The following is a 25,339-nucleotide window of genomic DNA, read 5'->3' on the forward strand; positions in this document are numbered from 1 at the left end:
GCGATCGCTTCTTTTATGAATTCAGTAACTACGGCAGCTACGAGAAACTCACTACGGATGGTTTGACTCAATGGCATCCCGCGTTTTTAAAGCTGGGTCATAGCCTAGATGAATGTGCTAGAAAATATCGCGGATTTTGTAACCGATACAAACCGAAAAGTAAACCAGCCAGGAAATGCCACTGGGGGAATAAATTCCTAGCTGGCATACAGGTTAATCCTCGAACCTCAGCCCCCAAACCCCCAACCTTGGGGGCTTTGAATCCGGGTTCCCCCCAAACTTGGGGGGCTAGGGGGGCAAGAGGGTGCCAGGTAAAAGAAAGTCCCGAGGTATACGAGATGAAGTTCATCGAGGCAAATCAGGCTCCGTGGCAAGCCAAACATGATGTCAAAGACGTTTAAGATTCGTGGTATAATTAGGTCTGACTCTCGGCTTCGTCTCCATCAAAAGAACACAAACATTTCTTCCTTGCTTCAGAAATAAAATCAAATGGTGCAAGGGCAGGAGCAAACGATTCATCTTGCAAAACTTCTTCTGACAACTCAGCTAACTCAGCAGGCAATTGACCAGAAGTAATCCGGTTGATGGGCTGGTTTTGTTCAGGGGTGATGTTTTTCTTATCCATGAGATTTTACTTGACCTGTGTTTGTTTACAGTTGATTCGTAACTCGTGAATCAGTCTCCTTCTACCTTGCGGTGAAGCTTGTTGTGGCAACTCGGTTGGGTCGGGTTGGGAGTTGCGGCAAAACTTTAATTTTTTGTGGGGCAAGCGATCGCTTCTTTTATGAATTCAGTAACTACGGCAGCTACGAGAAACTCACTACGGATGGTTTGACTCAATGGCATCCCGCGTTTTTAAAGCTGGGTCATAGCCTAGATGAATGTGCTAGAAAATATCGCGGATTTTGTAACCGATACAAACCGAAAAGTAAACCAGCCAGGAAATGCCACTGGGGGAATAAATTCCTAGCTGGCATACAGGTTAATCCTCGAACCTCAGCCCCCAAACCCCCAACCTTGGGGGCTTTGAATCCGGGTTCCCCCCAAACTTGGGGGGCTAGGGGGGCAAGAGGGTGCCAGGTAAAAGAAAGTCCCGAGGTATACGAGATGAAGTTCATCGAGGCAAATCAGGCTCCGTGGCAAGCCAAACATGATGTCAAAGACGTTTAAGATTCGTGGTAGAATTGGTCTCTACTCTGCGTCGTCACCATCAAAAGAACACCAACACCCCCGACCGGGAGTCGAAGAAAGGGGCTCAAGGGCAGGGGCAAACGACTCATCTTGCAAAACTTCTTCTGACAACTCTGCTAATTCAGCAGGCAATTGACCGGAAGTAATCCGGTTGATGGGCTGGTTTTGTTCAGGGGTGATGTTTTTCTTATCCATGAGATTTTACTTGACCTGTGTTTGTTTACAGTTGATTCGTGATTGAGTGAATCAGTCTCCTTCTACCTTGCGGTGAAGCTTGTTGTGGCAACTCGGTTGTAGAGGTTTGGGAGTTGCGGTAAAACTTAAAACTTTGGGGCATAGGGATCGCTTCCTCCTAGCTTTTTGCCCCCACCGGTCCCCCAAGTTTTGATCCTCTGTGTAGGGTGGGCAAAACCTTGTACCCCCTCTTGACTTGTTTAATAAGGGGAAGACCAAGAGCGAACTTCACCCAGGGTCACAGGAATCAAATCGCTAACATCGATGGTAAAGCGGTAGATTTTCTTCGCTCGACGACTGTTTTCGGGGTCAAAGAATTTCAGTTTCACATCCCAACAATCACTATCCATGCGACAGAAGGGACTTTTCTCCACGGTGACACTATCCAACTCCATCCCTTCAGCCACAGCTTGACCAAAGGTGGAAGCAGCTTGAAAGGCATTGGTCACTGAGAAATTCAACGCCCGGTCTTGAGAGGTAGTACCCAGGTTGCGTAAATCGTAGTACACCCGATTCAAGAAACTGCCCAAGGTGCGGCGCATGGCGTCTTCGTTGGCCTCGTTTTCTTCGGTGACCACCTGCATGGCGGCATTAACCAAACTATTGACTTTCCAGCCATACAGTCCCCTAGTATTTTGGGGTTGAATGAGGGGAACCACTTGACCAGAAAACAGCTTGACAGTTTTACCTGTGAGTACCCCAGGAATACTGACCCGTTCGATATAATCATCGCTATCTTCCGGTTGAATTTGACCAGAGAGGAGCTGTTGCAAGACTTGATAGATTTCCCGAGCGAAGGGTCCATGGGGTTCAATGGCATAAACCGGGGTGAGTTCAATATTTAATGTCCAAATTAGAGAACGGGCTTCTGCTAGGTTACTCTCTAAGTGATCCACCATTTGCCGGGCATCGTAGGGGTTGGCGGGAACCATGGTGCCAGCAATTTCATTGGCGGGCATTAACTGCTTGAAGGAGTCACGACGGGCTTCCGTACCAAAGTCATAACCGAGGGTTCCCAGGGCGTAAACCAGTGAGCCTAATTCTGCCAGTTGACTGGGGGCTTGGCTGGCGGTGACTAAATTTGAGGCTTGATTGGACATGATGGATGGTTGAGCAGGTTGAATACTAGGTGGAACAGTTGGGGACACTGGGGCAGGGTTGGGAGCCGTTTCAGATGGGGCTACATCGGCTGATTCTGGGGTGATAGCTCCGGGGTCTGGGGACTCCGTTAAACCACCGCCACAACCGCAGTCAGAGGCTTCTACGCCCTGGGCTAATACGGATGCTTCCGCCTGATTTTCAGTCATAGTTTCTCCTTGTAATAACGTTAATGCGCCGGAAATATTGAGTTTTCCTGCCAAACAGCGCTGGCCAACCTCTGACAGTTCGGCATCACAGGGTAAAGCACTCTGTAACAACAGCTTGCGAATTCCATGGGGATCGGGGGGCTTACCCTCCTGCACCTGTAAACTCAGGAGCAATGCTGCTACGCCGGAAACAATGGGGGCAGCAAAGCTAGTACCGTTGAGCCTATCTGTGCCACCCCCCGGTTTCGCCCCCAGGATATTCTCACCAGGGGCGAGTAATCCTTGGGATTGATAGGCTGCTCCCCAGTTGCTGAAGTCGCTGGGTTTACCCTGGCTATCCATGGCTCCCACAGCCAGTACGCTGGACAGGGCAGCAGGAACGTGCAGACAATCACAACCGTCATTTCCGGCGGCTGAGACAATCAGAACATTATTCTGTTGGCAGAGATTAACAGCATTTTCTAGCCAGCCCTCTGCTTCCCCAAAATCGGTGAGTTGACCACCGCTAATGTTAATAATGTGAGCCCCCGCCGCCACCGCCTGTTCAATGCCCCGCGCCAAGTCCAGTTGGGAAGCCCGTAGCCTATCGTCGGCAAATACGGGGATAATTAGACCCTTGCATTGGGGGGCAATGCCTTCAACGGGGCTACCGGGTTGACCAAAGATAATGCTAGCCACATGGGTTCCATGGGCGGACATGCTGCCGGAGGCTTGGGATTCTCCTTGTACTAAAGTGGGTAAGCGGGTGAGATTGGCTCCTTGAAAACACTTATGGTCTTGGTCTACGATGCCATCGAGTATGGCAATGCAAATTTGGCGATCGCCTTTGGTTAGGGATGATAAATTTGACAAGGGTATATTATCAAATCAAGTACATTAGGGTAATTGGTGTTAATTTATATTAAGATTCGCCACCTTCATCAACCAATCGCCAGTATTTTCCCATAAATAGGGTTTGCTGAAAAGTAAACTGAAACAATTCACAACAAAAATCAGCTAAGTAGGTGGGCGTAATTAAGTGTAAAATAGCTGAGGGGGTGACAACATGAGCCATGAAAAGCTTGCTCTATAAGGCTAATATGCCAATGAATTCAGGTAAGATCTAGTCCCAAATTAACTCTCGATTCATTGTCTTGATGCAGTCGCTCATGGGGGAAACCCCCTGTTCCCTTGCTGCATCGCTTTTTAGGTATTACTGTTTGATAAGATTCCCAAAAATCTGTATAACACACAGCACATTGTCGAACTACTGGAGGGAAAGACTTCCATAATTTATTTGCTGATCAAGGGCTGCGATCTCCAATATAAAATCCAACAATTTCTTTAGTTTCTTGTTCGCGTAGCGTGGCCAACGGCCAATGGCTAACCAAATCCATTGTTTATTATCTTTTTTTGTCTTGATCCCAAGCGCGAGTGGTTTGTTCGCGTTCGCCTTTGGCGTGGCCTACGGCCAAGCGTCGCCTTTGGCGATAGTTACCGTAAGACAGGCTCGCCTTAATCAATGGAGGCGCGCTTTCCGCTTGAAGAATTAAATTACGGGGTCGCGCCTCAAGTTTTAACCATGCATCTGCATAGCCTACCAACCATAAAGCCCAGTAGATATAGTAGATGTAGGGTGGGCAGTGCCTAATATAGCGCTACGCGCTCTACTTTTAATTAGAGTGTTCATGCAGCCAGTTGAGTAAGTCCTCACTGGTCTGAAAATCCCAGATGGCTTCTGATAAACGGTTTAGATCTTCGTTGGTCAAGGTTTCGATTAATTCGATGGCATTAATCGTTAGTTTGCCAAAGCGGCTCTCAAGCTGTCGCAATAGTAAATTTCTTTCCCCTTCTTCTCGTCCTTGCCTTTTCGCGAAACTCAATGCACCTCGCTTATCCTCCAAGACCATCTCCTGTTTGCGGAGTTTTTCCACTTCTGATACACTCAACCCCGCTTGATTCGCTATAGTTAACGCTTTTTCCAGCTGTGGGATTTCCCTGAACTTGTCAGGAATAATTTCTAAGTTGGGCGCTTCTTTAATAAAATATATCCACTTATCGATCACACTTTCTAACTCTTCCAGTTGCTTAGTAAATTTTGGAAGTTCCACAAACACCAGCTTTAACTCGTTCTCCTGATAAGGCAAGTGGTCTTCTTCCTCTTGAAAGTAAAAACAGCTAATTACTTTCTCGGTTGAGGGGAATAACTTAAAATCCGTGATGGTTAAAGCAATGACTGGATTTAGATCGAAATATCCCTGTCCCAATTGCAGTTGATTCCCATAGGTTTTGCACAAGTTATAAACCACTCGCTTCTTGAAAGCTTCCACATTCCAGAGTTGCATCTCGATGATGACAGTTGTTCCATCCTCTAATACTGCCTTAACATCCAGATAAGTGTCTTTTAAATCCACTACATCCCCCGCGCTATAGGGATCAATAATTTCTAAATCCTGGATGACGGAATTACCAGAGTAGATCATGGCATTGAGGAAGGAAATCAGAATATCCTTACTCTGATCTGAGCCAAAGATTTTCTTGAAAGCAAAGTCAGTTTTGGGACTGATGAATCTCATGGTTTTATACCTTTACTAGGTTTATTTATAGCAATTTTAAATTAGGTGAGGTACAGAGTAATGGGTTTTAGGGAATAGGGAACAGGGAACAGGGAACAGGGAACAGGGAACAGGGAATAGAAAATAGGCAAGAGGCAAGAGGCAAGAGGCAAGAGGCAAGAGGCAAGAGGCAAGAGGGAAAAAAGCCTGTGTACCTCATTATTTTAAAAAAAATCTATAGTAGTATTTTAACTAAGGTAGCAGGGAGCTTAGCAGCAGGAGTAATAAATGATAAAAGCTATAGCATTTATACAGTAAATATTAGATATATGTCTGGTTATTTACTATTATTTATTACCTATTTATTATTATAGCCATTTTCAATTTATTAATAAAAAAAAATTTCCTAAACCCCTTGACATTAAATTAATTTATGTATATATTAATAAGGTAAGCAGTTTTAAGGAATTACTACTGATGAATCACAACCTTCCACCCAACTCCGATGAAAATACCAACCCTGAAAACCCAGGTCGTAAACCTAAGAAAGTCAAGCACATCTTGGTCGGTTCTCCTAAACAAGTTCGCAAAACAATTAATGCTATCTATTCGCTTAAATACGCCTATCCCGACGAGTGGAGCGCTTTCGAGCCTACCGGAAAATCTGGTCAGGTTACGACCTTTTTGATTCGATACTTATACCTAGACTAGGATAGTAAATTGCCAGGGCGTCGCCCTGGCGACCAGGAATGGTAAAAATTGTTTTGTGGAGGGGTATATATCAGGATGAAGGATGAGTTGGTATGTAGTTACTTTCGAGTAGTTGCTGACTAATTCAATAATAATTTATTAGTTAATCAGTAGCGATGCAGCGCGGTCTTGGGGGTCCCCCCCATGAGCGACTGCATCAAGACAGTGATTTAGATTTGAGTGCAGCTCAGCTGTACTTGTGGAAGCTTACATAATATAAATCGGTCAAGACTTGGGGTTAACCAGAACTTGACCGATTTTTTTTTAGTTATTTATTGGTATAGTTATAGCGTTTATATAGCAATCCTATCTGATTCGTGAAATAAATCGGCTGCTTTAAGGCAGAAGGCAGAAGGCAGAAGGCAGAAGTGACAGGAGTTGGAGCTAGTTTTTAAAAACTTCAGTGATTTTACAAGCGATGCAGAGGTGCGACAATCAAGCGAATTTAATTCGCCTACGGAAAACGCACCATTACGGTCTTGGGGAGGCAGCGCGGTCTTGGGGGTCTCCCCCATGAGCGACTGCCGTGGTTTCCCCCACTCGCGCTTTGCATCAAGACAATGATTTAGGATTGCTATAGCGTTTCTCATACCTATGAGGTACAGTCTTGATTGGCGCTTATTGCCTTAAGACCTTCTTGCCTTGCTGCCTTCTGCCTTCTGCCTTCTGCCTTAAAAGGATAAACCTTGTCCTCATGGCTCTGAGAATTGCTATATCATACCTATGACGTACACAGGATTGATTTTTTTCCAATTCCGACTTCCCTGCTCCCAGCTCCTTTCCCGTAGCCTGGCCTACGGCCTCAGCTCCCTTTGCTATATTAATCAGAGTATTGCTAACAAGATATAATAATGACAGACCAAAATTTTGTAGCTGATAACGCTACTACCACAGAAATACTGGAACAAGTGATTGAGGAAATACAGCAAACTCCCCAAGAATACTTACCAAATTTGTTACAGATAGTTCGTCTGTTTCGTGAGAGTGTTACACAGAATAAGGTAGAAGAAAGTTTTCGTCAGGGATGGCAAGAAGCCATGACAGGGAATGCACTTCCTGTTTCAGAGCTTTGGGATGGGATTGATGCAGAATGAACCAGCAAAAATCGAAATCAAGGTTACCCCTGAGTTCAAGAGAAGCCTACGCACTCTAGCTAAACGGTATCGTAATATCCGCTCTGATGTCCAGCCGATTATTGAGCAGTTACAGTCAGGTGAAATTATTGGCGATCAGATCCCAAGCATTCCCTACACGGTATTCAAGGTCAGGGTTAGGAATAGTAATATTCAAAAGGGAAAAAGTGGGGGTTATCGCGTCATTTACTACCTCAAAACTTCAAGCAACATTATTTTGGTTACTATTTACTCAAAGTCAGATCAAGGAGATATTACATCCGACACAATCAAGAGGATCGTGGCTAATTTTGAATCCCATTAATCCCATTGCTTCACTGCGATCGCGAGCTATAGCGTTTCTAAAACCGTTGCTCATGGGGGGAACCCCATTTGGCCTCACTCGCTGCAATAGTTTTCCAGCACCCTCTGCTCTCCTCCCATTACTGCCATCGGTTCTGGCTTTAAATTGCGACAATGCAATAGTTTTTAACCACTCATACCCTTTATAAATCCCATAATTCCCATTACCCTCATCGGTTCTGGCTTTAAATTGCGACAATGCAATAGTTTTCCACCACCCTCTGCCCCCACACAACCCACACAACCCACCCTCTCCCCAAAACATCTAATTACTCAAAAAAGCCTCTTGTTCCAAATTATCCAGTAAATCCTCAGCAATTTGATACCAAGCTTGCCGGAATTGAACATCATCTTGTTTATCGGAAAGAGTCTTTCCCTTTAATTGGGGATATGTACTATAAAAAAATTGATCAACTTTCTGATAAAAAGTCCCTGGATCAATGTTCAAATCTACGCAACGCTGATAAATTTGCTTTTGCCGTTGCTGCTCGGTGTTACTCACAGATGGTTTAGAAGGCAATGATGGTATAGAGGGCAAAGACCAGGATATCTTGGGTAATTTTGGTGTAGGAAACCCTCCTCTGGCTACTGCTACCGTTCCAAACACTACTAATAAAGCAATGGACATAGAAAGACCAAAAAACTTTAGTTCACGGTTAGTGGATTGCTGTTTGCGATTCAGCACAGCAGTGAACGTTGTTTTAATGGTTTGACCAGGAGCAGCAACTAAGGTAGCAATCTGGGTAAATAGTGTATTTGGTTGTTTATTTGCTGGCTTAGTTGGTAGGTTATTTGGTTGTTTATTTGGTAGATTATTTGGTAGCTTAGTTGGCTGCTGGCTACTTACCGGCTGGGGAATTACGGTTTCTAGGGCTTCACTGACCTCTTGGGCTGACTGATACCGTTGTTTAGGAAGATTAGCCAGCATTTTAGCCAAGACCGATTTGAAGCTGGGGCTAATAGTTATCTCTTGCCAAAGCCAGGTAGCGTGATAACTATCATAAAAGTCTAGAGGCTGTTTACCGGTTAGCAATACTAAAGCAGTTACCGCTAAAGCGTAAAGGTCGCTAGTGGCATCAGCTTTGCCATATCGTAACTGTTCATCTGGGGAGTAACCCCGCTTTCCCACTTGAGTGCCAATCACATATCCGGTTGATTGGACAATCGCAGTGGTTACCATTTCTTTGACACAACCAAAGTCAATTAATACTGGCTTGCCGTCAGAATTCCGTTTAATCAGATTATCGGGAGAAATATCCCGATGAATGATCTGCTTAGAGTGGATATAATCTAAAACTGGCAAAATGTCTTGGAGCAGTTTAATCACATCTGCTTCCCTAAACTTTTGACCCTGGACTAAAAGCTGGTGATAGCTGAATCCTTCCACATAGTCTTGTACTAAAAATAGATGATTTTTACGACCGATACTGGTTCTAAGTAACTCTCGAAAACAAGGAATTTGGTTATGTCTGAGCTGGTATAACATCCCAGCTTCTCGCTCAAATAATTCTTGAGCTTTTTGTAATTCATAGTTGTTTTGAAGTTGGGGAGCAAATTCTTTGAGTACACAACGCTCTTGATAGCGATTAGCATCTTCAGCGAGATAAGTCCGTCCAAAGGTTCCTTGACCTAAGTCGCCTAAGATTGTATAGCGGTCTTTGATAATTGCTCCAGTTTTTAAGGTATTAGACATAATAGCCGCCAGTAATTGATAATCTATAACGCTGGGTGTGACGAGTGTGGGGAGTGTGGGGAGTGTGGGGAGTGTGGGGAGTGTGGGGAGTGTGGGGAGTGTGGGACGTTAGTCGAGTAACCAATCATCTGGATTGGTAATCATCTTGACTAATCCACTAAGGATTTGATTGTAACTTCCGTAGAGTTCTCTTACTTGTTCGACCGTGAGATACTGACATTTCATTGCAAACGTTAACCAAACTTGAGTCTCTGCTGCTTCTGCCTCACAATCATTCAGTTTAGCTACAAAAGCGGCTTTATATCTCCGTTTTCTCCAAGCTTCTGCGAGATTAGCACAGACTGAGCGAGAGGAACGACGAATTTGATCAGTTAAGGAATATTTTTCTTCAACTGGGAACTTTTTAGAATGTTCAAAAATTCGCATCGCTGTCTCAAATGCCAATTTATAAATAACCAAATCCTCATGAGTTCTAAAATACTTTTTCCGTTTTTCGTTTTCTGCTCCCATCTTCTTTAATTTCGATCGCTATCTTCTGCTCTAGATCTTCCCGCGCCCCCGCCCCAAGCTCCCAAAACTTTCCCATGTCACCATCTCCCCATCTCCCCACACTCCCCACACTTCCCACACTTCCCACACTCCCCACACTCTCTTAATGATCCAGCATCCCTTGTGCCTTCTTAATATTGTCACGAACTGATTCAGCGGATATCTTGAGGGAGGACAGTTCAAGATCTGTCAACTTTAATTCCAAAATTTTTTCGATGCCTCGACACCCCAATCGGGTGGGTACTCCTATAAAAATATCTTGCAAACCATATTCACCCTGAAGGTAGGCAGCTGCGGTGATTTGGCGGGATTGGTTGTGTAATATTGCTTCTACCATCAAACAGGCGGAGGATGCTGGGGCAAAATAAGCACTGCCAGTGCGCATCAGTTCTACAATTTCTGCCCCTCCTCGACGAGTCCGTTCGATCAGGGCTTCTATCCGGTCTGGTGTCATCAGTTCCGTGATGGGAACACCACTAACGGTAGAGTAGCGGGGTAGTGGCACCATTAAGTCCCCATGGCCTCCGAGCACTACTGCATTCACATCCGCAACGGATACACCATTTTCCATGGCAATGAATGTCCGGAATCGGGTAGAATCCAACACCCCTGCCATGCCCATGACGCGATGGGGTGGTAAGTCAGTAGCTTGCCAGGCTAGGTAGGTCATCACATCGAGGGGATTGGTGACCACGATTAACATGGCATCTGGGGATTTTGCGATCGCATTTTTAGCCGCTTCCACCACAATTCTGGCATTGATCTGTAGCAGGTCCTCCCGACTCATGCCTGGTTTGCGGGGACTTCCTGCCGTAATCACCACCACATCGGAACCAGCAGTATCAGCATAGTCATTAGTTCCGATAATTTGGCAATCGTGGCCTTCAATGCCCCTGGCCTCTAGTAAATCTAGAGCCATGCCTTGGGGCATACCTGGTACAATATCGAGGAGTACGACATCGGCCAGATTTTTTTCAGCAATCCGTTGGACAAGAGTACTCCCTACTCTACCACCACCGATGACGGATACACGGTTGTCGTGGCAAGCAATTGGGGAGTTGGGATAGGGTACCATGATCGGAATGGGTAGCGTGGAAATGCGTTCGCCTAGCGTGGCCTACGGCCAATCGCTTTTCTCGAACTCCCCCCGAGCGAGCAATCCCTCGCTCGGGGGGATTTAGGGGGCTATGGGTGCCAAAGCTCACAAGGGTAGGTTTGTGAACATTGGGGCGAGTATGTACTTTCGTTACTTATACTTCTAAATATGTATCTAATTATACAATATTTTTCGGAATAATTCACTCCATCTCCCCATTTCCCTACTCCCTACTCCCTACTCCCTACTCCTCAAGACGAGATTTCCAACTGGTCAATACGTAACCAAATGTTCGGGGTGGGTACCCGACCAAATTTGACCAGGGCATAATCCCCCTTGATATCAAGAATTTCCCCATCAGTTTCAAACAGATAAGAGGAAAAGCGGGGGTCACTTGCTTTGGCTTCCAGGCTACCTTCTAACTGGGCTTGGATAGCCCGAACCAATACTCCCTTTTTAATTTTCCCAGCCATAAAATCTTTTTTGTCTTTCCTCTTCTATTGTATCCAAATTTGATTACACTTCGCCGCAGTTGTCGGTAATCGAGATTTTACCCTTGAATTTCTGGATTGATTTGAGTCATTTCTGCTCACCACCACAAGTCAGCTTTGTGTCTTTATTTTTACCACGAAATATATCAAACCCCATGAGCCACTAATTAGTACAAAAGTACTAATTAGTGGCTCATGGCAAATGACTATTATTATCAATTAGTCTTGGTAACACTGGGGGGTGCGGAATGTGGGTATTAACGTGCCATAGCTCTTCTAGTTTACCGTTCGCCCACATCCGGTCACCCCACACCCAGTAAGGCTAATCATGCTGCTTGTCACCCCATCAGCGGAGTGAGTACAGGCAGCTAAGTCATTAACCTACATCACCAACCCCTTTCAGGCTCCATTCAGCACTAACAGGAGTGCCAATATTGATACCTCCGGTTCGTTGACCGTTACTCATCGCCCAGTAATGAACTTGTCCATCTCGCCGTTGCCAGACGATGTCATCCGTACCGTCACCGTTGACATCACCAACCCCTTTCAGGCTCCATTCAGCACTAACAGGAGTGCCAATATTGATACCTCCGGTTCGTTGACCGTTACTCATCGCCCAGTAATGAACTTGTCCATCTCGCCGTTGCCAGACGATGTCATCGGTAGATTGTCGGGTGTTTGCTAATGCAGAGCTAGGGTTTGAAATTAGTGACAAGCTCGCAACAAATAGCGTTACAACCAAAAAACGACTCACATTTTTCATTTTGGTTATTTCCCTTTGTTAAAGATAGAGGAGGAAGGTATCAAGGTCTCCTACAATTTATGTCAGCAGGGCATGCTGTATCCTCCAAAACCAAGCTAATTCTACCATTGTGGCTTTGAGATGTCAATATCGGATTGATAGAACCCACATTCGGCATGTTTGTCAGACGGCGTTGCTCAATTAAAGTAATGAATAGAAGTGGGGTGGGCATCCTGCCTGCCCGGAAATATTGGTAACGGGCAAGATGCCCATTCCACAACCAGATGCCCATTCCACAACCAGATGCCCATTCCACAACCAGATGCCCATTCCACAAAACTATTCAAATCATTCCATTATTAAGCAACGCCCAATAACCAGCCCGATAGCTGTTCTGATCAACGCTGACAGTTCGGACAAAAGTGAGTTGAGCGACCGACTAACTTGGTTCGCTGGATGGGGTTGCTACAGATACGACAGGGTTCTCCGGTGCGACCATAAACCCAGGCAATCCCTTTATAGTTGCCATTGACTCCCTGGACGTTGATAAAATCACTAAAGGTGGTACCACCAGACTCAATCGCTTTTTGCAATACTTGGATAATCGAGATGCTCAGCTTTTCGATCTGCTCTAACCCCAAATCTTTACAAAGGGTTTCTGGTCGAATACCACTCAAGAATAATGCTTCATCGGCATAGATATTACCTATTCCTGCTACCAGGGACTGATCGAGCAAGGCTGTTTTAATCGCACGCTGGCGGTGATGTAGCTTACTGACTAGGTAATCTGTAGAAAATTCCTGGGAAAACGGTTCTGGTCCGAGTTGCTTTAGACCAGTGATAATGGTTTCTGGTAAATGGGATGGCGGAATCCACCACATTCGACCAAAAGTGCGCTGGTCGATAAACCTTAACTCCTGGTTGTTTGGGAAAAATAATCGCACTCGCGTGTGTTTTGGCTGAGGCTGGTCTTGACTTAGCCATAGCAGTTGACCAGTCATCCGGAGGTGAACACCTAACCAACCGGCTTGATCAGTATCTGACTTGGTTAGTTTAGCGAGTAGGTATTTGCCCCGTCGATGCCAATCACTAATGGTGACAGTTTTGAGTTGGGCTAAAAAATCTTTCGGAGAAATAGGGTGGGCGATGGTGCGCGATAGTAACACCTCTCCACCCTGGATTTCCTGGCCTGTGGTCACTTGATTTAGACCCAGGCGAATTGTTTCAACTTCTGGTAGTTCCGGCACGATTTAGTGCTTTAGTTGATCAATGGTGAGTGCTACCGTGTTAACTTAGCACTCTACAGACACCAGGAACTCAAATTCCTGAGTCTGGCTAGGTTAACCAACTACTTCCAGTTCAGTGGGTGCAAAGTTATTGGTGTTCACCCCAGAGGGGCTACCACTATAGCCAGCGTAGTTGACCTTATCAAAGCGGACAATCACTGGGTATTTGATACCACTTTTGTCTACACTAGCCACAGTTCCCACATCGTTATACCAGTAGGATTCTTTTCTTTTAATCCGAACTTTTGCACCACGTTTTAGTTCTGCCATAAAAAAATTTACCTTACGCTCTAGTTCTACAGCGTACTACTCAATTAGGCTTCTCCGTTGACTTGATTGTTTAAGTTTTATTAATTTACCTGTAGGGAGTCGGGAGTCGGGAGTCGGGAGCGGTGCGACCCAAGGGCGATTTACTCGCCCATTGGAAAGCGCACCGAGGGAATCGGCAGTCGGCAGTCGGCAGTCGGAAGAGTGAGACTACAAACGCTGCCAATTCAGCTTTGATGTTTCCTCATCCAGATGCCAGCGTAATAACTGAGCTGGTTGACCAATGGTGAGGCTTGGTAAACCGATGGCTTGGCGAGGGGAAACCGTTGCGAGGGCAATGCCATTCTCAACGCTACAAATCCCCCACTGGACTAAATTCTCTACTCCCACCAATAAGGGCAAGGTTGTCCCAGATAATGTCCCATCTGCTAGCTGTGCTGTTCCGTTTTTGACCTCTATCTTGCGGGTGTCCCAGGGATAGACGCCATCGGGTAATCCCATTGGTGCTAGGGCATCGCTAACTAGAAAAATCCCTTGTTGATAACCCCCAGCACGGAGCAGCAATTGGATCATGGTGGAACAAACGTGCTGACCATCGGCAATTAGTCCACACTGGACACCGGGAGTAACTAGGGCAGCTCCCAGTAATCCTGGTTTGCGGTGATGGAGTCCTGGCATGGCATTAAAGGCATGGGTTACCATGGATGCCCCATCTTCAAAAGCTCTTTGGGCTTGCTCTGCTGTGGCTTGGGAGTGACCGAGACTAACAATTATGTTGCGCGATCGCAAATACGGAATCACCTCACCAATGCTCTCTAACTCTGGCGCTATTGTAATAATCTTGACCAGATCACCATAGTCTCCCAAAACTTCCTTGACATTTTCAAGATTAAGTGGTAATAGATACTCAAGAGGATGAGCCCCCCGTTTTTGGGGATTGAGAAAAGGCCCTTCTAGATGGACACCCAAGATGCGGGCGCTTGGGGTCTGGTAAGGTTGGGAAGGGATAAATTCAGCAAAGACAGAAAGCGTACGCTGAATCTTCTCGACCGAGGTAGTGACCAGAGTGGGTAAAAACTGATCCACACCCTGATGCCAAAGGAATTGACAAATCTCCTGGAGTAAAGGGATGTGGTGAAAATCGACATCGGTGAAGGCTAAGCCTAGCCCCCCATTAATCTGCAAATCCACACCCCCTAGGGAGACCCAATCCCCAGCAACGTCAAGGATAGCCGGGTTAGGAAGAGTATCTAGCTTAGGAAGAGTTTCTAGCTTCGGTGCGATCGCGTCAATAATTCCATGATCATTAATATGAATATTCTGTAAACCTTGGTAACTAGGGACACGAGCATTGATAATATCTAGAGTCATTAGGGAATGTGGCGAAGTCTAATCATATACCATCAAACATGATTCATGACCAATAACCAACCGTTAATTGGGATTATTATGGGCAGCGATTCCGATTTGCCCACCATGCAAAATGCGATCGCAGTATGTGAAGACTTCGGTGTTCCTTGGGAAGTAGCGATTGTCTCCGCCCACCGCACCCCTGAACGGATGGTAAATTATGCCCAAGATGCTCACAAGCGTGGACTCAAAGTTATTATCGCTGGAGCTGGGGGGGCAGCTCATCTGCCTGGGATGGTAGCGGCTCTAACACCCTTGCCTGTGATTGGGGTCCCAGTGTCTAGTCGTCAAATGAAGGGTATTGATTCCCTATACTCCATTGTTCAAATGCCTGGGGGAATTCCCGTCGCTACTGTAGCAATTGGTAATTCCAAGAATGCAGGATTGTTAGCAGTGCAGATTTTGGGCACTCATCAGCCGGAATTACTAGAGAGAGTGCAGCAGTATCGCCAGAATTTAGCGGAATCAGTGATGGAAAAGCAAGCATTGCTTGATGAGTTAGGTTATCAGCAATACTTAGGGCAGATGGGTTAATCTGGTTCAGGAACCGTGATAAGGTGAGCCTTGAAAAAGGGCAAAAATCCCCATTAACTTGGTTGGCATCAGGGTAAGCCACTATAGGGGGGATGTGACAGAAAATAATTCGAGGGCAATCCGACTCGTTCTACTACCTGAAGCTGGGGTCTCTCAAGAGCATCCCACCGAAGGGAAGCATTTGTTATAAATGAGCCGAGACTAAAGGCCATAGGACTTACGAGGTTGAGTTTGGTGTTCAGCTGAAATACCAATACCCTATCCACACCAAATCCAAGTCATGTCAACCAAAAATCTAGGAGGTAAATAGAGTTCATGGAACATCGTGGTGTTACAGTATGGTTAACTGGTCTTAGTGGTGCTGGAAAGACCACTATTACTAAGGCATTAGAAGAAAAACTAAACGCCCAAGGATGCAAGCTGGAAGTCTTGGATGGGGATATCGTCCGTCAGAACTTAACCAAAGGACTCGGATTCAGTAAAGAAGACCGGGATACAAACATTCGCCGCATTGGCTTTGTTGCCCATCTTTTAACCCGCAATGGAGTTATTGTATTGGTATCAGCGATATCCCCTTACCGCGAAATTCGAGAGGAGGTCAAGCAACGGATTGGTGACTTTGTAGAAGTTTATGTTAATGCTCCCCTAAACGTTTGCGAAGGCCGAGATGTCAAAGGACTTTACAAACGAGCTCGTGATGGAGAAATTAAGAATTTTACTGGTATTGATGACCCCTACGAGCACCCATTAAATCCGGAAGTGGAATGTCGTACTGACCAAGAAGAATTATCAGAAAGTGTGGACAAAGTTATCAAAAAGCTGGAAGAGTTAAATTATATTTCTAGTACTTGAAGCAGAATCTTTATAGAAATCTGAACTCAAGAAGCACACCTACACAATTTGGAGTGGGAGTCATATCTTGAGACAATTCTTGAGACAATTGTAGAATCTAATTATTATTCCTAGAGTATGCAAAGCCCGGTGTTAAGCCATCCTTCACAAACTATCCCAGCTCACGGTGGTCAACTGGTCAACCGTATCGCTACACCCGAACAACGGCAGGAATTTTTGGAGAAAGCTGAATTTCTGCCCAGAGTCACATTAGATAAACGGGCTGTCAGCGACCTTGAAATGATTGCTATCGGTGGCTTTAGTCCTCTGACTGGCTTCATGACGAAAGAAGACTACCAATCAGTGGTAGACCGGATGCGTCTCGCCAATAACCTACCGTGGTCAGTTCCAATCACCCTCTCGGTTACCTCTGAAGTAGCTGCTCCTCTGCAAGAGGGGGGGTTAGTCCGTTTGGATGATACCAGTGGTCAGTTTATTGGTGTATTAGAACTGACGGAAAAATATCCTTACGACAAAACCCATGAAGCAGTGCAAGTTTACCGCACTGATGAAGACAAGCATCCTGGTGTGAAAGTCGTGTATGACCAGGGAGAGATTAATTTAGCTGGTTCGGTATGGTTACTGGAACGGTTACCCCATCCCCAGTTTCCCCCCTACCAAATCGATCCAGAAAAATCGAGAGCCATGTTCTCGGAACGGGGTTGGAAAACAGTGGTAGGTTTCCAAACCCGTAATCCCATTCATCGGGCTCATGAATATATCATCAAGTGCGCTCTAGAAACTGTAGACGGTCTACTCCTTCATCCCTTAGTGGGTGCTACTAAAAGCGACGACATCCCAGCCGATGTGCGCATGCGTTGCTATGAAATCATGTTGGAGAATTATTTTCCCAATAACCGAGTGATTCTGGCAATTAACCCTGCTGCCATGCGTTATGCTGGCCCAAGAGAAGCCATTTTCCATGCTTTGGTACGGAAGAATTATGGCTGTACCCATTTCATTGTAGGACGGGATCACGCTGGTGTGGGAGACTATTACGGTACCTATGATGCCCAACACATTTTTGGTGAGTTTGAGCCAGGTGAGTTGGGGATCATGCCGATGAAGTTTGAGCACGCTTTCTACTGCACTCGCACCCAGGGTATGGCTACCGCAAAGACGAGTCCAAGTACACCAGAGCAGAGGATTCATTTATCCGGTACTAAGGTACGGAAAATGCTACGTCAGGGAGAGTTACCACCACCGGAATTTTCCCGACCTGAAGTGGCAGCAGAACTAGCTAAGGCAATGCACGAGACGAGTTGAAGGTTGAAGGTTAGACCGTTGAAGGTTGAAGGTTGGAGGTTATTTGGTTGAAGGTTGAAGGTTGAAGGTTGAAGGTTGAAGGTTAGACCGTTGAAGGTTAGACCGTTGAAGCTTGAAAGTTGAAGGTTGGAGGTTGAAGGTTAGACCGTTGAAGGTTAGACCGTTGAAGGTTGGAGGTTAGACCGTTGAAGGTTGAAGGTTAGACCGTTGAAGGTTGAAGGTTGGAGGTTAAACCGTTGAAGGTTGCCGGTGACGCGGTTATTTGGTTATTTGGTTAGGCGGTTATATTCCAAACCTGTAACCAAATAACCTGTAACCTGTAACCTTAAACCAAATAACCTGTAACCTGTAACCTTAAACCAAATAACCTGTAACCTGTAACCTTAAACCAAATAACCTGTAACCTGTAACCTTAAACCAAATAACCTTCAACCTTCAACCGTCTAACCTTGGCCATATGGCACGCGCGTCGCGTTCAAGCTTTAACTAGTGAACTAGTGAACTAGCTGAACTGGAAATCCCACAGCTTGTGGCCGTGGGAGCCCCAATCCTGGTAGGCTGATAGCTGAAATCTGAAAGCTGAAGCGCGGATATGGGACTTAATCGCCGGACTTTTCTGCAAAAAGCTAGTTTGGGATTGGCAACATTAGGAGTAAGTGAAACATTACTATCCCTCCTAGGGAATAGTGGTTTAGCTGTTCCTGGAATAGACCGTTACTTCCAAGTATTAGCACAACCCCTTGGGCGAAAGTTAGCCCTACTAGTGGGTATCAACAAGTATCCTCGTAGCACACTATTGGATGGCTGTGTTACTGATGTAGAACTACAACAAGAACTATTGATTCATCGGTTTGGCTTCAACCCGAAGGATATACTTATACTTAACGATGACCAAGCGACTCGCGAAAATATTGAAACGGCTTTTATTGAACATCTGACGGAGCAAGCGAAAGCGGGTGATGTGGTAGTCTTCCACTTCAGTGGCTTCGGTAGCCAGGTTAAGCTATCTCCAGGATATCAAACCGATAGGTCTGTTGCACTTCAAAATAGCTTGGTTCCAGTAGATGGGAGCCTTACCAAAAAAAATCCTAAGGTAGCCAACGATTTACTGGAAGAAACGCTAGTTTTGCTATTGCGATCGCTCTTCACTGACCAAGTCACTACAGTACTCGATACTAGCCACACGGTAGCTGATAGCCTCCTCCAAGGAAATATTAAGGTACGCTCTAGTACTAACCGACCAGCCCGAGAGGCTAGTCGGGACGAACTGGCTTTTCAAGAGGAACTGCGGCGGCGGATACAGGATTCTGGGAAAGGGATTGTAAACCGGCAATCCGTCTCGGTTGTTCCTGGATCGATGAATCCGATGGCAGGTATGGTGCTCACGGCTGCTGAACCAAATCAAATAGCAATGGAGGCTAAATGGAATAGTTTCAGTGCTGGCTTATTTAGCTATGGTCTTACTCAGTATCTGTGGCAGGCAATACCAACAACGACAAGTCAGGTGAGCCTGACTCACGCTGGTGTGATGGTTAATCAACTGACAGGTACACAGCAACAGCCAAAGCTAGGAGGTCAAAGTAGTCTTGAGCCAATACCTACCTATTATCTCCCTGCTGACCCTAGCATGGGAGCGGATGGTGTGGTCACTGCCGTGGAAGATAATGGTCAAACTGCACAGTTGTGGTTAGCAGGATTACCAGCAACAGTTGTGGATTACTATAGCAACAACTCTGTATTGTCTGTATTGGAATTAGTCGGTGCTAAATCGGGAGTCTCCCAACTACAAATAACGTCTCAAGATGGTCTGACTGCTAAGGCAAAATTTATTGGTGGTACTACTGATAATAACAATCAGCTACAAGTTGGGCAGCTGGTGCAAGAAGCTGTCCGGGTGTTACCCCGTAATATTGGTCTAACGGTAGCTCTGGATGGGAACCTAGAACGAATTGAGCGAGTAGATGCTACCAGTGCCTTTTCTGGTATCTCTGCTGCATCGGTAGTGCAAGCAGGGGAACAACCGGCTGATTATTTGTTTGGGAAAGCACTCTCTTCCACAAATGGTGGAGGAGGGGGTTATGGAATCTTCTATCTAGACGGTGAACCCATACCCAATGGAGTTGGAGAAGCTGGGGTAGCCGTGAAGTCAGCAGCTATGGGATTGGCTGGTAAACTGAACACCTTGCTGGCCGCAAAATTGCTGCGTCTAACCGCAAATGATGGGTCTTCCGGTCTAGGTATTCGGGTATCCCTGGACATGGTTGAACCAGAGCAAAAGGTAGTGATGCAACTCGAAACATTACGGACGGCTTCCTCCTCACGGGTAGGTTTCGTAGGTGAGGGGGAAGCTAAATCTCAGGGTGAGTTGACGGAAACTGTGGCAGGAGCAGGTGTTCCGATCTTGCCGATTGGGAGTCGTCTCCATTATCAGATCGAAAACTACGGTGACCAACCGATCTATTTCTTGCTATTAGGCTTTAATACCAATGGCAATGCGATCGCACTATATGAACTGCCATTTTTGGAAACATCACAGACTTCAGAAAACTCTGCATTTATCACAAATGCCGTAATTGCTCCTGGGGAAACTCTAACCCTGCCATCAGCTGTAGCTTCTGTTGGTGGGATTGTCTCAGGTCCTAGTGGACTGGTGGAAATGCAACTGATTTGCAGTCGCTCCCCCTTCACTCAGGCCGCTACAGCTCTCGACGCTGTGCCATCTCGTCGCGGAATCGGAGCACCAATTGATGATTTGTTTAACCCCTTGGACGTAGCCCAGGCGGTGCTGCAAGACATACACAATGCTAGTGCAAATTCCCTAGATTCTTCCCTCAGTATAGGTGCTGATTCCTACGCCTTGGATGTCAATACTTGGGCAACTCTAAGTTTTCTCTATCGGGTAGTTTGATTTTAGGTTGTTAATTGTCAATTCCTAATTGGCAATTAACAATTGCTCCATAAGTGTTTAAGAGGAAATAGGAAACAGGGAACAGAGAACAGGGAATAGGGAACATCACTAATAATTTTTAGGTATTTTTTTTGTTAAACTATTCTTATAATTTTGGTTATTTCAACAACATAACTTTTATTGATTTTGACTAATTAACCCTTCTTAGGTAACCTCGCTTTCCCAAACACTTGCTCCGGAGTAAGTTCCAATCCTTCAAAAAGCGAATCAGTGATCAGCGCAGCTTTGGTATAAGTCCGTGGTGGCGCATCTGGATAAAAAATTGTGATACTTCTCGCCTGAGGATCAACAACCCAAACTCGTAATACTCCCGCTTCTAAATAATCCGTTGCTTTCTCGGCTAATTGGCCAAAAGTTTGTCCCGGTGAGATAATTTCAATGGCTAACTCTGGAGGTACTGGACAAGCCTCATCTTCTATAACTTCTGAGGGCAGACGCTGAACAGAAATGTAGGTTAAATCAGGCACAGGTACCCAGTTTTGACCGTGACGTTGCAAGGCTATTGCCCACTCTGGATTGACTTCACCCTTTTCCTGACACCACTGATCCAAAAGTGTATATAAAGCACCAGTTACCCTAGCATGAAAACGTTTAGGAGACATTTTCGGTACTGGAAGCCCCTCAACTAATTCATAGGTTACATCGGTCGAAGGCATTGCCAGAAATTCTTCCAGGGTAAGTAGAGTTTTAGTTTTGAGTTGTGGCATTTTTATAGGGACCCCGAGATCATTTATCTGGTGTCAGTGGCTTTAGTATATACTGGTAAGTATTCAGCTATCAGCCGTCAGCCGTCAGCTAATCAACGGGAGGTAGTAAACAAGCTTACGGGCTGGTACGGTTGGTTGAAAATCTCTGCTCGTTTTACTCATCCGACTCCGTTCAGTTAAAGCGCCTGCTAGCTGCTAGCTGATAGCTGCTAGCTGATAGCTGATAGCTGACGGCTGAATGCTTACATATACTGATTTAAAAAAATAGCGTTGATCATATTTATGAGGTACATTCAATTTTAGCAATCCCTACTCCCTACTGCCATTAACCCAGAACGAAAGTTCCTCACCCAATTAAGATTTGGGGCAATCTCTTAGGTTTTGCAATGCTACGATAAAAGGCAAAAACAAGAAGTGGTAACCTTGTGTCTGTCTCTACTCAATCGAGGGGAAAAAACTTTGAACAGCCTTTAGCGGTACCAACGGAACCGGTCTGGCGCTTTAAGGTTGAACAATACCACCAGATGATTCGCTGGGGTATCCTGGGCGAAGATGACCCAGTGGAACTGCTGGAAGGGTGGCTCATTCCTAAAATGCCGAAAAATCCACCACATCGTGCCTCTACTAAACTAACTCGGAATGCACTGGAAGCGATTATTCCAAACGGATGGTACGTAGATGCACAAGAACCAATTACTTTAGACAATAGTGAGCCAGAACCGGATATCGTGATTGTTAAAGGCGATACTCGCGATTATCTTGACCGCCATCCTGGTGCGTCAGACTTAGCTTTAGTGGTTGAAATTGCCGACTCCACCCTAGAACGAGACCGAACGTTGAAGAAACGCATCTATGCTCGTGCAGGTATTTCAGTTTATTGGATTGTCAATCTGATCGACAAGCAACTCGAAGTTTATACCCAACCTATTGATATATATACAACGCCAACCTATCAGCAATTTCAAGATTACAAACTGTCGGAACAAGTGTCTGTTTTTATCGATGACTCTCCTATTGGTTCCTTGACTGTGCAAGAGGTCCAACAAAAACACGAATTTTCTGCCCTAAACCTTGTCAAACACTATTCATGCTCTTACAATGAAATCAGTCAGTAACTTGTTTAACAAGCGAACACTACCGCCCAACGAAGAACTAAAAGCGAAGGCAGCTGGTCGTAAGTTAAGCGACGTAAAATAATGGACTGAGTGAAGTTACAGTGCGGTTTAAGAGTAGGCCGAGAGCCTCCATCAAGAAAATTAGCGCTTTGTCTTTGGCATTGCTTTGTCGGCAACAACCATTAGTTAAAACTAATGCTATACCATCGTCCTATCTGCTTGTAAGTAGGTTTGTACAGGTTAAATGTTGCACCTGAGCGGAGAATATATAATCCTACGGCAGGGGTGTTGGCTAGCACTAAGGTTTGGTTTGCACCGCATATCCGCTCTTCCAGCTTAGGTGCTAGATTCTGTAACACCTCCTGAGTCAAAATACTCAGAGCAGTTCGTTGTTTTAGCCACGTCACTAAGTCTGGAAGGGTCATGATTGGCTCTGGGATAGACAGTGATGGGAAGTTCAGTTAATCAAAATCTTATTAGACATCTCCAAAAATTAACCTCAAACCCTTGCACTGCCTGGGTCAAAACCGAGTTTCTGGAGATGTCTATTATGGTTAGGGGAATTTTGTTAATTGTTAATTGTTAATTGTTATTTTTTAACTGAATAATAATAAGTAAATCTACAACTTTCACGGCAGTTAACCTCTGGTCGTGCTTAACGCCAGAGCTATCCCTTCATAGAATACAAGTAGGATTGCTAGATCAACTTATCGAAACGAGCACGGAGGGATTTGAACCCCCGACACCCAGAACCGGAATCTGGTGCTCTATCCACTGAGCTACGCGCCCTTATGCTTGAGTGAATATATCAAGCGTTAATCTATTTGATTAGCTTTGATAATAGCACACTATTGCAATTATTTATTATACACCACTTGAGCACGGAAAAGTGTAAACTGTTTGAAATCTGTCCTAGCAAGTGCCATCAGCTACAGATAACTGGTCGGATCGACAGGTTCACCGTTCTTACGAACCTCAAAATGGAGGTGGGGACCGGTAGAGAAACCCGTAGACCCAACGGTTGCGATCGCATTTCCTCGTTTGACCGATTCTCCCTTACTCACCAACAGTCTACTGGCATGACCATATAGGGTAGCAATACTGTCGCCATGGTCAATAATTACTGTATTGCCATAACCACCATACCAACCGGCAAAAATTACTGTACCGCTATCTGCTGCTCGAATAGTACTGCCATAACTAGCCCCAAAGTCAATCCCAGAATGGAAGCGAGATGTGCCTAGAATGGGGTGACGTCGCCAACCAAAACTGCTGGTAATGGAGCCATTACTGGGATAAAGCAGCTGACCAGTATTAAAAATAACCGTTTTGCGAAGCCTTGCCTTCCTAGCTGCCGCAATCTTGTTTTGACGGGCAATCTCTCGTTGAATCAAGATCACAAGATTTTTAGAATCTTCTGCTAACTGCGCTTGGGATGCTTCTAAAGCTTCTCGGTTAGAGTTAAGTCGCTCAATCAGTTGTTGCTGTGTCTTCAGCTGGGCTTCAAACTGCTTCTTTTTGGCTAGGAGTTGCTGTTTAAGTAGGGAAACTCGGTTTTTCTGAGCCTCTATCTCGGTTTTGCGTTGGTTAATGCTGTCGGCTTCAGCTTTTAAACTAGTTAAGATTTGCTGGTCTGTTTGATAGACTAACTTCAATCGGCGGCGTTGAGCCAGAAATTCGTTGATATCTTGACTCTTGAGCAGGATATTCGACCCAACTTCAGCCGTGGGCTGGCGCTGTAGAAAACGCAGTCGAGCAATGATTGCAGCCCGCTTTTGGTAATAGCTGCTCTCGGCAATTGCTAAATCCTCCTGCAACTGGTCTAGACGCTGGTTAGCGAGTTGGATTTGCCCATTGTAATCCTGGTTAGCCGTATCAGTAGACTTGAGATTAAGCTCAATCACACCCAGCTTCTTCTGGGCAGATTGCTCGACATTGGATATGCGATCGCTTTCCTTAATAATAGTAGACCGTTGCTGCTCAATATGTTTCTGTATCTGTTCCAGGGTATCTACTGCTCCTGGGTTAACTGCTCCTGGGTTGATTGCTTCTGGGTTGGTTGAGGGCGCAGTACTTGCTGGAATTGTGACGATTAGCAGCCAAAGCACACAGCCTAGACAAACTCTCCCTATTCCGTGTAAGCCATACCAATCCCTAACCCTACCAAAAGCGTTGAGGTTTTTGGTATAGGTTCCCCTCTGCCGAATTTCCTTAACCACAGAGTATCTCAGTATTGTGAACAATCATCGAAAAAATTCCCGAATACAGCTGTCAACGGTTGTAAATCAATTTATGCTGACGAAAGTCAAACACTCCTTGGATATTATCTACTACCACTGGCCGATAGTGAAGACTGAAGGGAAACGATTAGTGTTGTCATTATGGGGACTGGTCTGTACTATGTAGGTATCTAAGGTATTTGAGCTGGGGAATCATACACCAAAGTAAACACCACAAACCCTAGCAACAACCTCAGCGCAAACCTCAGCCCTCTAGTCTATTTAAGTAAGGGAAATCAAGTATACAGCGGGTTTCAATGCCGTGAAGTACAGTATATATAGCGTTTTTTATCGTTTTTTGGGAGATGACGACCAAGGCAGATAATTTCAAATCCGGTCAAATAATGATTATATCCCTGATCGGGTAATTGGTAATTCGTAATTGGAAATTAGTAGTTGACGATTCCCTATTTACCATTACCAAACATCCAGAGGTGCGACCCGAAGGCGCTTTGAGCGAATTTAATTCTTAATGGGTCAAGCCCACCTAGGAATAGTTAACAAACCAGTAATTAACCGGACTTGATATCATCTCGCCTTTTCAGTCAATCAGA

Annotated in this window: 30 protein-coding genes, 1 tRNA gene and 1 pseudogene; 11 read left to right on the plus strand and 21 right to left on the minus strand. The window is 45.3% G+C overall.

The window, feature by feature from the left end; all coding sequences use genetic code 11:
* A pseudogene (locus F6K63_RS14130) lies at positions 1 to 401 on the plus strand (transposase); the annotation flags it as partial.
* 14 nt (positions 402 to 415) lie between these two features.
* Here F6K63_RS14130 and F6K63_RS14135 read toward each other — a convergent pair.
* Positions 416 to 625, minus strand: coding sequence for a DUF5837 family cyanobactin class RiPP (locus F6K63_RS14135; protein ID WP_287312426.1), 210 nt, complete (start codon positions 623 to 625; stop codon positions 416 to 418).
* Positions 626 to 708: 83 nt separating this feature from the next.
* Here F6K63_RS14135 and F6K63_RS14140 point away from each other — a divergent pair, with 83 nt between their 5' ends.
* Complete coding sequence (locus F6K63_RS14140) at positions 709 to 1,170, plus strand: transposase (RefSeq protein ID WP_287312427.1); 462 nt, start codon at positions 709 to 711, stop codon at positions 1,168 to 1,170.
* A gap of 21 nt (positions 1,171 to 1,191) precedes the next feature.
* Here the strand turns inward: F6K63_RS14140 and F6K63_RS14145 are convergent, their stop codons facing one another.
* From F6K63_RS14145 to F6K63_RS14170, 5 genes are all read right to left on the minus strand, one after another.
* Positions 1,192 to 1,386: a DUF5837 family cyanobactin class RiPP gene (locus tag F6K63_RS14145; RefSeq protein WP_287312429.1), complete on the minus strand. Its 195-nt coding sequence runs from the start codon at positions 1,384 to 1,386 to the stop codon at positions 1,192 to 1,194.
* A gap of 239 nt (positions 1,387 to 1,625) precedes the next feature.
* Positions 1,626 to 3,584: a S8 family peptidase gene (locus tag F6K63_RS14150; protein WP_287312431.1), complete on the minus strand. Its 1,959-nt coding sequence runs from the start codon at positions 3,582 to 3,584 to the stop codon at positions 1,626 to 1,628.
* Between the two features lie 530 nt (positions 3,585 to 4,114).
* Positions 4,115 to 4,315: a hypothetical protein gene (locus F6K63_RS14160; RefSeq protein ID WP_287312432.1), complete on the minus strand. Its 201-nt coding sequence runs from the start codon at positions 4,313 to 4,315 to the stop codon at positions 4,115 to 4,117.
* 69 nt (positions 4,316 to 4,384) lie between these two features.
* Complete coding sequence (locus tag F6K63_RS14165) at positions 4,385 to 5,287, minus strand: Rpn family recombination-promoting nuclease/putative transposase (protein ID WP_287312433.1); 903 nt, start codon at positions 5,285 to 5,287, stop codon at positions 4,385 to 4,387.
* A gap of 67 nt (positions 5,288 to 5,354) precedes the next feature.
* The gene (locus tag F6K63_RS14170; protein ID WP_287312434.1) at positions 5,355 to 5,486 is read right to left on the minus strand and encodes a hypothetical protein; all 132 of its coding nucleotides are present in this window, start codon (positions 5,484 to 5,486) and stop codon (positions 5,355 to 5,357) included.
* A 257-nt stretch (positions 5,487 to 5,743) separates the two neighbouring features.
* On the opposite strand from F6K63_RS14170, the gene F6K63_RS14175 reads away from it, so the two are divergent.
* The 3 genes from F6K63_RS14175 (at position 5,744) to F6K63_RS14185 (ending at position 7,453) form a co-directional block, all read left to right on the plus strand.
* A complete protein-coding gene (locus F6K63_RS14175) occupies positions 5,744 to 5,977 on the plus strand; it encodes a hypothetical protein (protein WP_287265753.1) in 234 nt (77 codons plus the stop codon).
* 890 nt (positions 5,978 to 6,867) lie between these two features.
* Positions 6,868 to 7,110 carry a hypothetical protein gene (locus F6K63_RS14180; protein ID WP_287312436.1) on the plus strand — a complete coding sequence of 81 codons (243 nt, stop codon included), beginning with the start codon at positions 6,868 to 6,870 and terminating at the stop codon, positions 7,108 to 7,110.
* Complete coding sequence (locus tag F6K63_RS14185; RefSeq protein WP_287312438.1) at positions 7,100 to 7,453, plus strand: type II toxin-antitoxin system RelE/ParE family toxin; 354 nt, start codon at positions 7,100 to 7,102, stop codon at positions 7,451 to 7,453. The genes F6K63_RS14180 and F6K63_RS14185 overlap by 11 nt, the downstream gene beginning before the upstream one ends.
* A gap of 303 nt (positions 7,454 to 7,756) precedes the next feature.
* Here F6K63_RS14185 and F6K63_RS14190 read toward each other — a convergent pair whose 3' ends face one another.
* From F6K63_RS14190 to nagA, 11 genes are all read right to left on the minus strand, one after another.
* Entirely contained in the window at positions 7,757 to 9,184 is a 1,428-nt protein-coding gene (locus F6K63_RS14190) for a serine/threonine-protein kinase (protein WP_287312440.1), read from the minus strand.
* Between the two features lie 108 nt (positions 9,185 to 9,292).
* The gene (locus tag F6K63_RS14195) at positions 9,293 to 9,694 is read right to left on the minus strand and encodes a four helix bundle protein (protein ID WP_287265757.1); all 402 of its coding nucleotides are present in this window, start codon (positions 9,692 to 9,694) and stop codon (positions 9,293 to 9,295) included.
* Positions 9,657 to 9,821: a hypothetical protein gene (locus F6K63_RS14200; protein WP_287312441.1), complete on the minus strand. Its 165-nt coding sequence runs from the start codon at positions 9,819 to 9,821 to the stop codon at positions 9,657 to 9,659. Before F6K63_RS14200 ends, F6K63_RS14195 begins: the two co-directional genes overlap by 38 nt.
* A gap of 15 nt (positions 9,822 to 9,836) precedes the next feature.
* Complete coding sequence (gene mdh / locus F6K63_RS14205) at positions 9,837 to 10,808, minus strand: malate dehydrogenase (RefSeq protein WP_287312443.1); 972 nt, start codon at positions 10,806 to 10,808, stop codon at positions 9,837 to 9,839.
* Between the two features lie 272 nt (positions 10,809 to 11,080).
* On the minus strand, positions 11,081 to 11,302 hold the full coding sequence (locus tag F6K63_RS14210) for an NAD(P)H-quinone oxidoreductase subunit O (RefSeq protein ID WP_009149183.1): 222 nt from the start codon (positions 11,300 to 11,302) through the stop codon (positions 11,081 to 11,083).
* A gap of 394 nt (positions 11,303 to 11,696) precedes the next feature.
* Positions 11,697 to 12,035, minus strand: coding sequence for a hypothetical protein (locus F6K63_RS14215; protein WP_287312444.1), 339 nt, complete (start codon positions 12,033 to 12,035; stop codon positions 11,697 to 11,699).
* A gap of 224 nt (positions 12,036 to 12,259) precedes the next feature.
* Positions 12,260 to 12,409 (minus strand): hypothetical protein, encoded by a 150-nt coding sequence (locus F6K63_RS14220; RefSeq protein WP_287312445.1) that lies wholly within the window; start codon positions 12,407 to 12,409, stop codon positions 12,260 to 12,262.
* Positions 12,410 to 12,460: 51 nt separating this feature from the next.
* On the minus strand, positions 12,461 to 13,309 hold the full coding sequence (locus tag F6K63_RS14225; protein WP_287312446.1) for a DNA-formamidopyrimidine glycosylase: 849 nt from the start codon (positions 13,307 to 13,309) through the stop codon (positions 12,461 to 12,463).
* A 93-nt stretch (positions 13,310 to 13,402) separates the two neighbouring features.
* The gene (locus F6K63_RS14230) at positions 13,403 to 13,618 is read right to left on the minus strand and encodes a photosystem I reaction center subunit IV (RefSeq protein ID WP_009149180.1); all 216 of its coding nucleotides are present in this window, start codon (positions 13,616 to 13,618) and stop codon (positions 13,403 to 13,405) included.
* A gap of 85 nt (positions 13,619 to 13,703) precedes the next feature.
* Entirely contained in the window at positions 13,704 to 13,841 is a 138-nt protein-coding gene (locus tag F6K63_RS14235) for a hypothetical protein (RefSeq protein ID WP_287312447.1), read from the minus strand.
* Positions 13,826 to 14,986, minus strand: coding sequence for an N-acetylglucosamine-6-phosphate deacetylase (gene nagA / locus F6K63_RS14240; RefSeq protein ID WP_287312448.1), 1,161 nt, complete (start codon positions 14,984 to 14,986; stop codon positions 13,826 to 13,828). The genes F6K63_RS14235 and nagA overlap by 16 nt, the downstream gene beginning before the upstream one ends.
* A 45-nt stretch (positions 14,987 to 15,031) precedes the next feature.
* Here nagA and purE point away from each other — a divergent pair, with 45 nt between their 5' ends.
* From purE to F6K63_RS14260, 4 genes are all read left to right on the plus strand, one after another.
* On the plus strand, positions 15,032 to 15,559 hold the full coding sequence (purE, locus tag F6K63_RS14245) for a 5-(carboxyamino)imidazole ribonucleotide mutase (RefSeq protein ID WP_287265763.1): 528 nt from the start codon (positions 15,032 to 15,034) through the stop codon (positions 15,557 to 15,559).
* Positions 15,560 to 15,874: 315 nt separating this feature from the next.
* The gene (cysC, locus tag F6K63_RS14250) at positions 15,875 to 16,411 is read left to right on the plus strand and encodes an adenylyl-sulfate kinase (protein ID WP_287249265.1); all 537 of its coding nucleotides are present in this window, start codon (positions 15,875 to 15,877) and stop codon (positions 16,409 to 16,411) included.
* 117 nt (positions 16,412 to 16,528) lie between these two features.
* Positions 16,529 to 17,716, plus strand: coding sequence for a sulfate adenylyltransferase (gene sat, locus F6K63_RS14255; protein ID WP_009149176.1), 1,188 nt, complete (start codon positions 16,529 to 16,531; stop codon positions 17,714 to 17,716).
* A gap of 592 nt (positions 17,717 to 18,308) precedes the next feature.
* Positions 18,309 to 20,624 (plus strand): caspase family protein, encoded by a 2,316-nt coding sequence (locus F6K63_RS14260; RefSeq protein ID WP_287312449.1) that lies wholly within the window; start codon positions 18,309 to 18,311, stop codon positions 20,622 to 20,624.
* Between the two features lie 194 nt (positions 20,625 to 20,818).
* On the opposite strand, the gene F6K63_RS14265 is transcribed toward F6K63_RS14260, so the two are convergent.
* On the minus strand, positions 20,819 to 21,391 hold the full coding sequence (locus F6K63_RS14265) for a Uma2 family endonuclease (protein ID WP_009149173.1): 573 nt from the start codon (positions 21,389 to 21,391) through the stop codon (positions 20,819 to 20,821).
* Positions 21,392 to 21,421: 30 nt separating this feature from the next.
* Here F6K63_RS14265 and F6K63_RS14270 point away from each other — a divergent pair, with 30 nt between their 5' ends.
* Together F6K63_RS14270 and F6K63_RS14275 are read left to right on the plus strand one after the other, a co-directional pair.
* The gene (locus tag F6K63_RS14270; protein WP_154659881.1) at positions 21,422 to 21,571 is read left to right on the plus strand and encodes a hypothetical protein; all 150 of its coding nucleotides are present in this window, start codon (positions 21,422 to 21,424) and stop codon (positions 21,569 to 21,571) included.
* 245 nt (positions 21,572 to 21,816) lie between these two features.
* Positions 21,817 to 22,506: a Uma2 family endonuclease gene (locus F6K63_RS14275; RefSeq protein WP_009149172.1), complete on the plus strand. Its 690-nt coding sequence runs from the start codon at positions 21,817 to 21,819 to the stop codon at positions 22,504 to 22,506.
* Positions 22,507 to 22,688: 182 nt separating this feature from the next.
* Here the strand turns inward: F6K63_RS14275 and F6K63_RS14280 are convergent, their stop codons facing one another.
* The 3 genes from F6K63_RS14280 to F6K63_RS14290 all read right to left on the minus strand — a co-directional run bounded on the left by F6K63_RS14280 (position 22,689) and on the right by F6K63_RS14290 (position 24,614).
* Positions 22,689 to 22,931: a cyclic nucleotide-binding domain-containing protein gene (locus F6K63_RS14280; RefSeq protein WP_287312451.1), complete on the minus strand. Its 243-nt coding sequence runs from the start codon at positions 22,929 to 22,931 to the stop codon at positions 22,689 to 22,691.
* 291 nt (positions 22,932 to 23,222) lie between these two features.
* A tRNA-Arg gene (locus F6K63_RS14285) sits at positions 23,223 to 23,295 on the minus strand.
* A 140-nt stretch (positions 23,296 to 23,435) separates the two neighbouring features.
* Entirely contained in the window at positions 23,436 to 24,614 is a 1,179-nt protein-coding gene (locus F6K63_RS14290; RefSeq protein ID WP_502708314.1) for a murein hydrolase activator EnvC family protein, read from the minus strand.
* Positions 24,615 to 25,339 lie beyond the last annotated feature (725 nt).

It is taken from the genome of Moorena sp. SIO1G6 (assembly GCF_010672795.1).
GTDB lineage: Bacteria > Cyanobacteriota > Cyanobacteriia > Cyanobacteriales > Coleofasciculaceae > Moorena > Moorena producens.

Excerpts from the sequence above, each read along its gene's own strand:
- F6K63_RS14170 (WP_287312434.1), bottom strand. The coding sequence starts at position 5,486 with ATGAGGTACACAGGCTTTTTTCCCTCTTGCCTCTTGCCTCTTGCCTCT.
- F6K63_RS14280 (WP_287312451.1), bottom strand. The coding sequence starts at position 22,931 with ATGACCCTTCCAGACTTAGTGACGTGGCTAAAACAACGAACTGCTCTG.
- F6K63_RS14265 (WP_009149173.1), bottom strand. The coding sequence starts at position 21,391 with ATGCCACAACTCAAAACTAAAACTCTACTTACCCTGGAAGAATTTCTG.
- F6K63_RS14190 (WP_287312440.1), bottom strand. The coding sequence starts at position 9,184 with ATGTCTAATACCTTAAAAACTGGAGCAATTATCAAAGACCGCTATACA.
- F6K63_RS14210 (WP_009149183.1), bottom strand. The coding sequence starts at position 11,302 with ATGGCTGGGAAAATTAAAAAGGGAGTATTGGTTCGGGCTATCCAAGCC.
- F6K63_RS14180 (WP_287312436.1), top strand. The coding sequence starts at position 6,868 with ATGACAGACCAAAATTTTGTAGCTGATAACGCTACTACCACAGAAATA.
- F6K63_RS14175 (WP_287265753.1), top strand. The coding sequence starts at position 5,744 with ATGAATCACAACCTTCCACCCAACTCCGATGAAAATACCAACCCTGAA.
- F6K63_RS14135 (WP_287312426.1), bottom strand. The coding sequence starts at position 625 with ATGGATAAGAAAAACATCACCCCTGAACAAAACCAGCCCATCAACCGG.
- cysC (WP_287249265.1), top strand. The coding sequence starts at position 15,875 with ATGGAACATCGTGGTGTTACAGTATGGTTAACTGGTCTTAGTGGTGCT.
- F6K63_RS14195 (WP_287265757.1), bottom strand. The coding sequence starts at position 9,694 with ATGGGAGCAGAAAACGAAAAACGGAAAAAGTATTTTAGAACTCATGAG.
- nagA (WP_287312448.1), bottom strand. The coding sequence starts at position 14,986 with ATGACTCTAGATATTATCAATGCTCGTGTCCCTAGTTACCAAGGTTTA.
- sat (WP_009149176.1), top strand. The coding sequence starts at position 16,529 with ATGCAAAGCCCGGTGTTAAGCCATCCTTCACAAACTATCCCAGCTCAC.
- F6K63_RS14185 (WP_287312438.1), top strand. The coding sequence starts at position 7,100 with ATGCAGAATGAACCAGCAAAAATCGAAATCAAGGTTACCCCTGAGTTC.
- F6K63_RS14230 (WP_009149180.1), bottom strand. The coding sequence starts at position 13,618 with ATGGCAGAACTAAAACGTGGTGCAAAAGTTCGGATTAAAAGAAAAGAA.
- F6K63_RS14145 (WP_287312429.1), bottom strand. The coding sequence starts at position 1,386 with ATGGATAAGAAAAACATCACCCCTGAACAAAACCAGCCCATCAACCGG.
- F6K63_RS14260 (WP_287312449.1), top strand. The coding sequence starts at position 18,309 with ATGGGACTTAATCGCCGGACTTTTCTGCAAAAAGCTAGTTTGGGATTG.
- mdh (WP_287312443.1), bottom strand. The coding sequence starts at position 10,808 with ATGGTACCCTATCCCAACTCCCCAATTGCTTGCCACGACAACCGTGTA.
- F6K63_RS14165 (WP_287312433.1), bottom strand. The coding sequence starts at position 5,287 with ATGAGATTCATCAGTCCCAAAACTGACTTTGCTTTCAAGAAAATCTTT.
- purE (WP_287265763.1), top strand. The coding sequence starts at position 15,032 with ATGACCAATAACCAACCGTTAATTGGGATTATTATGGGCAGCGATTCC.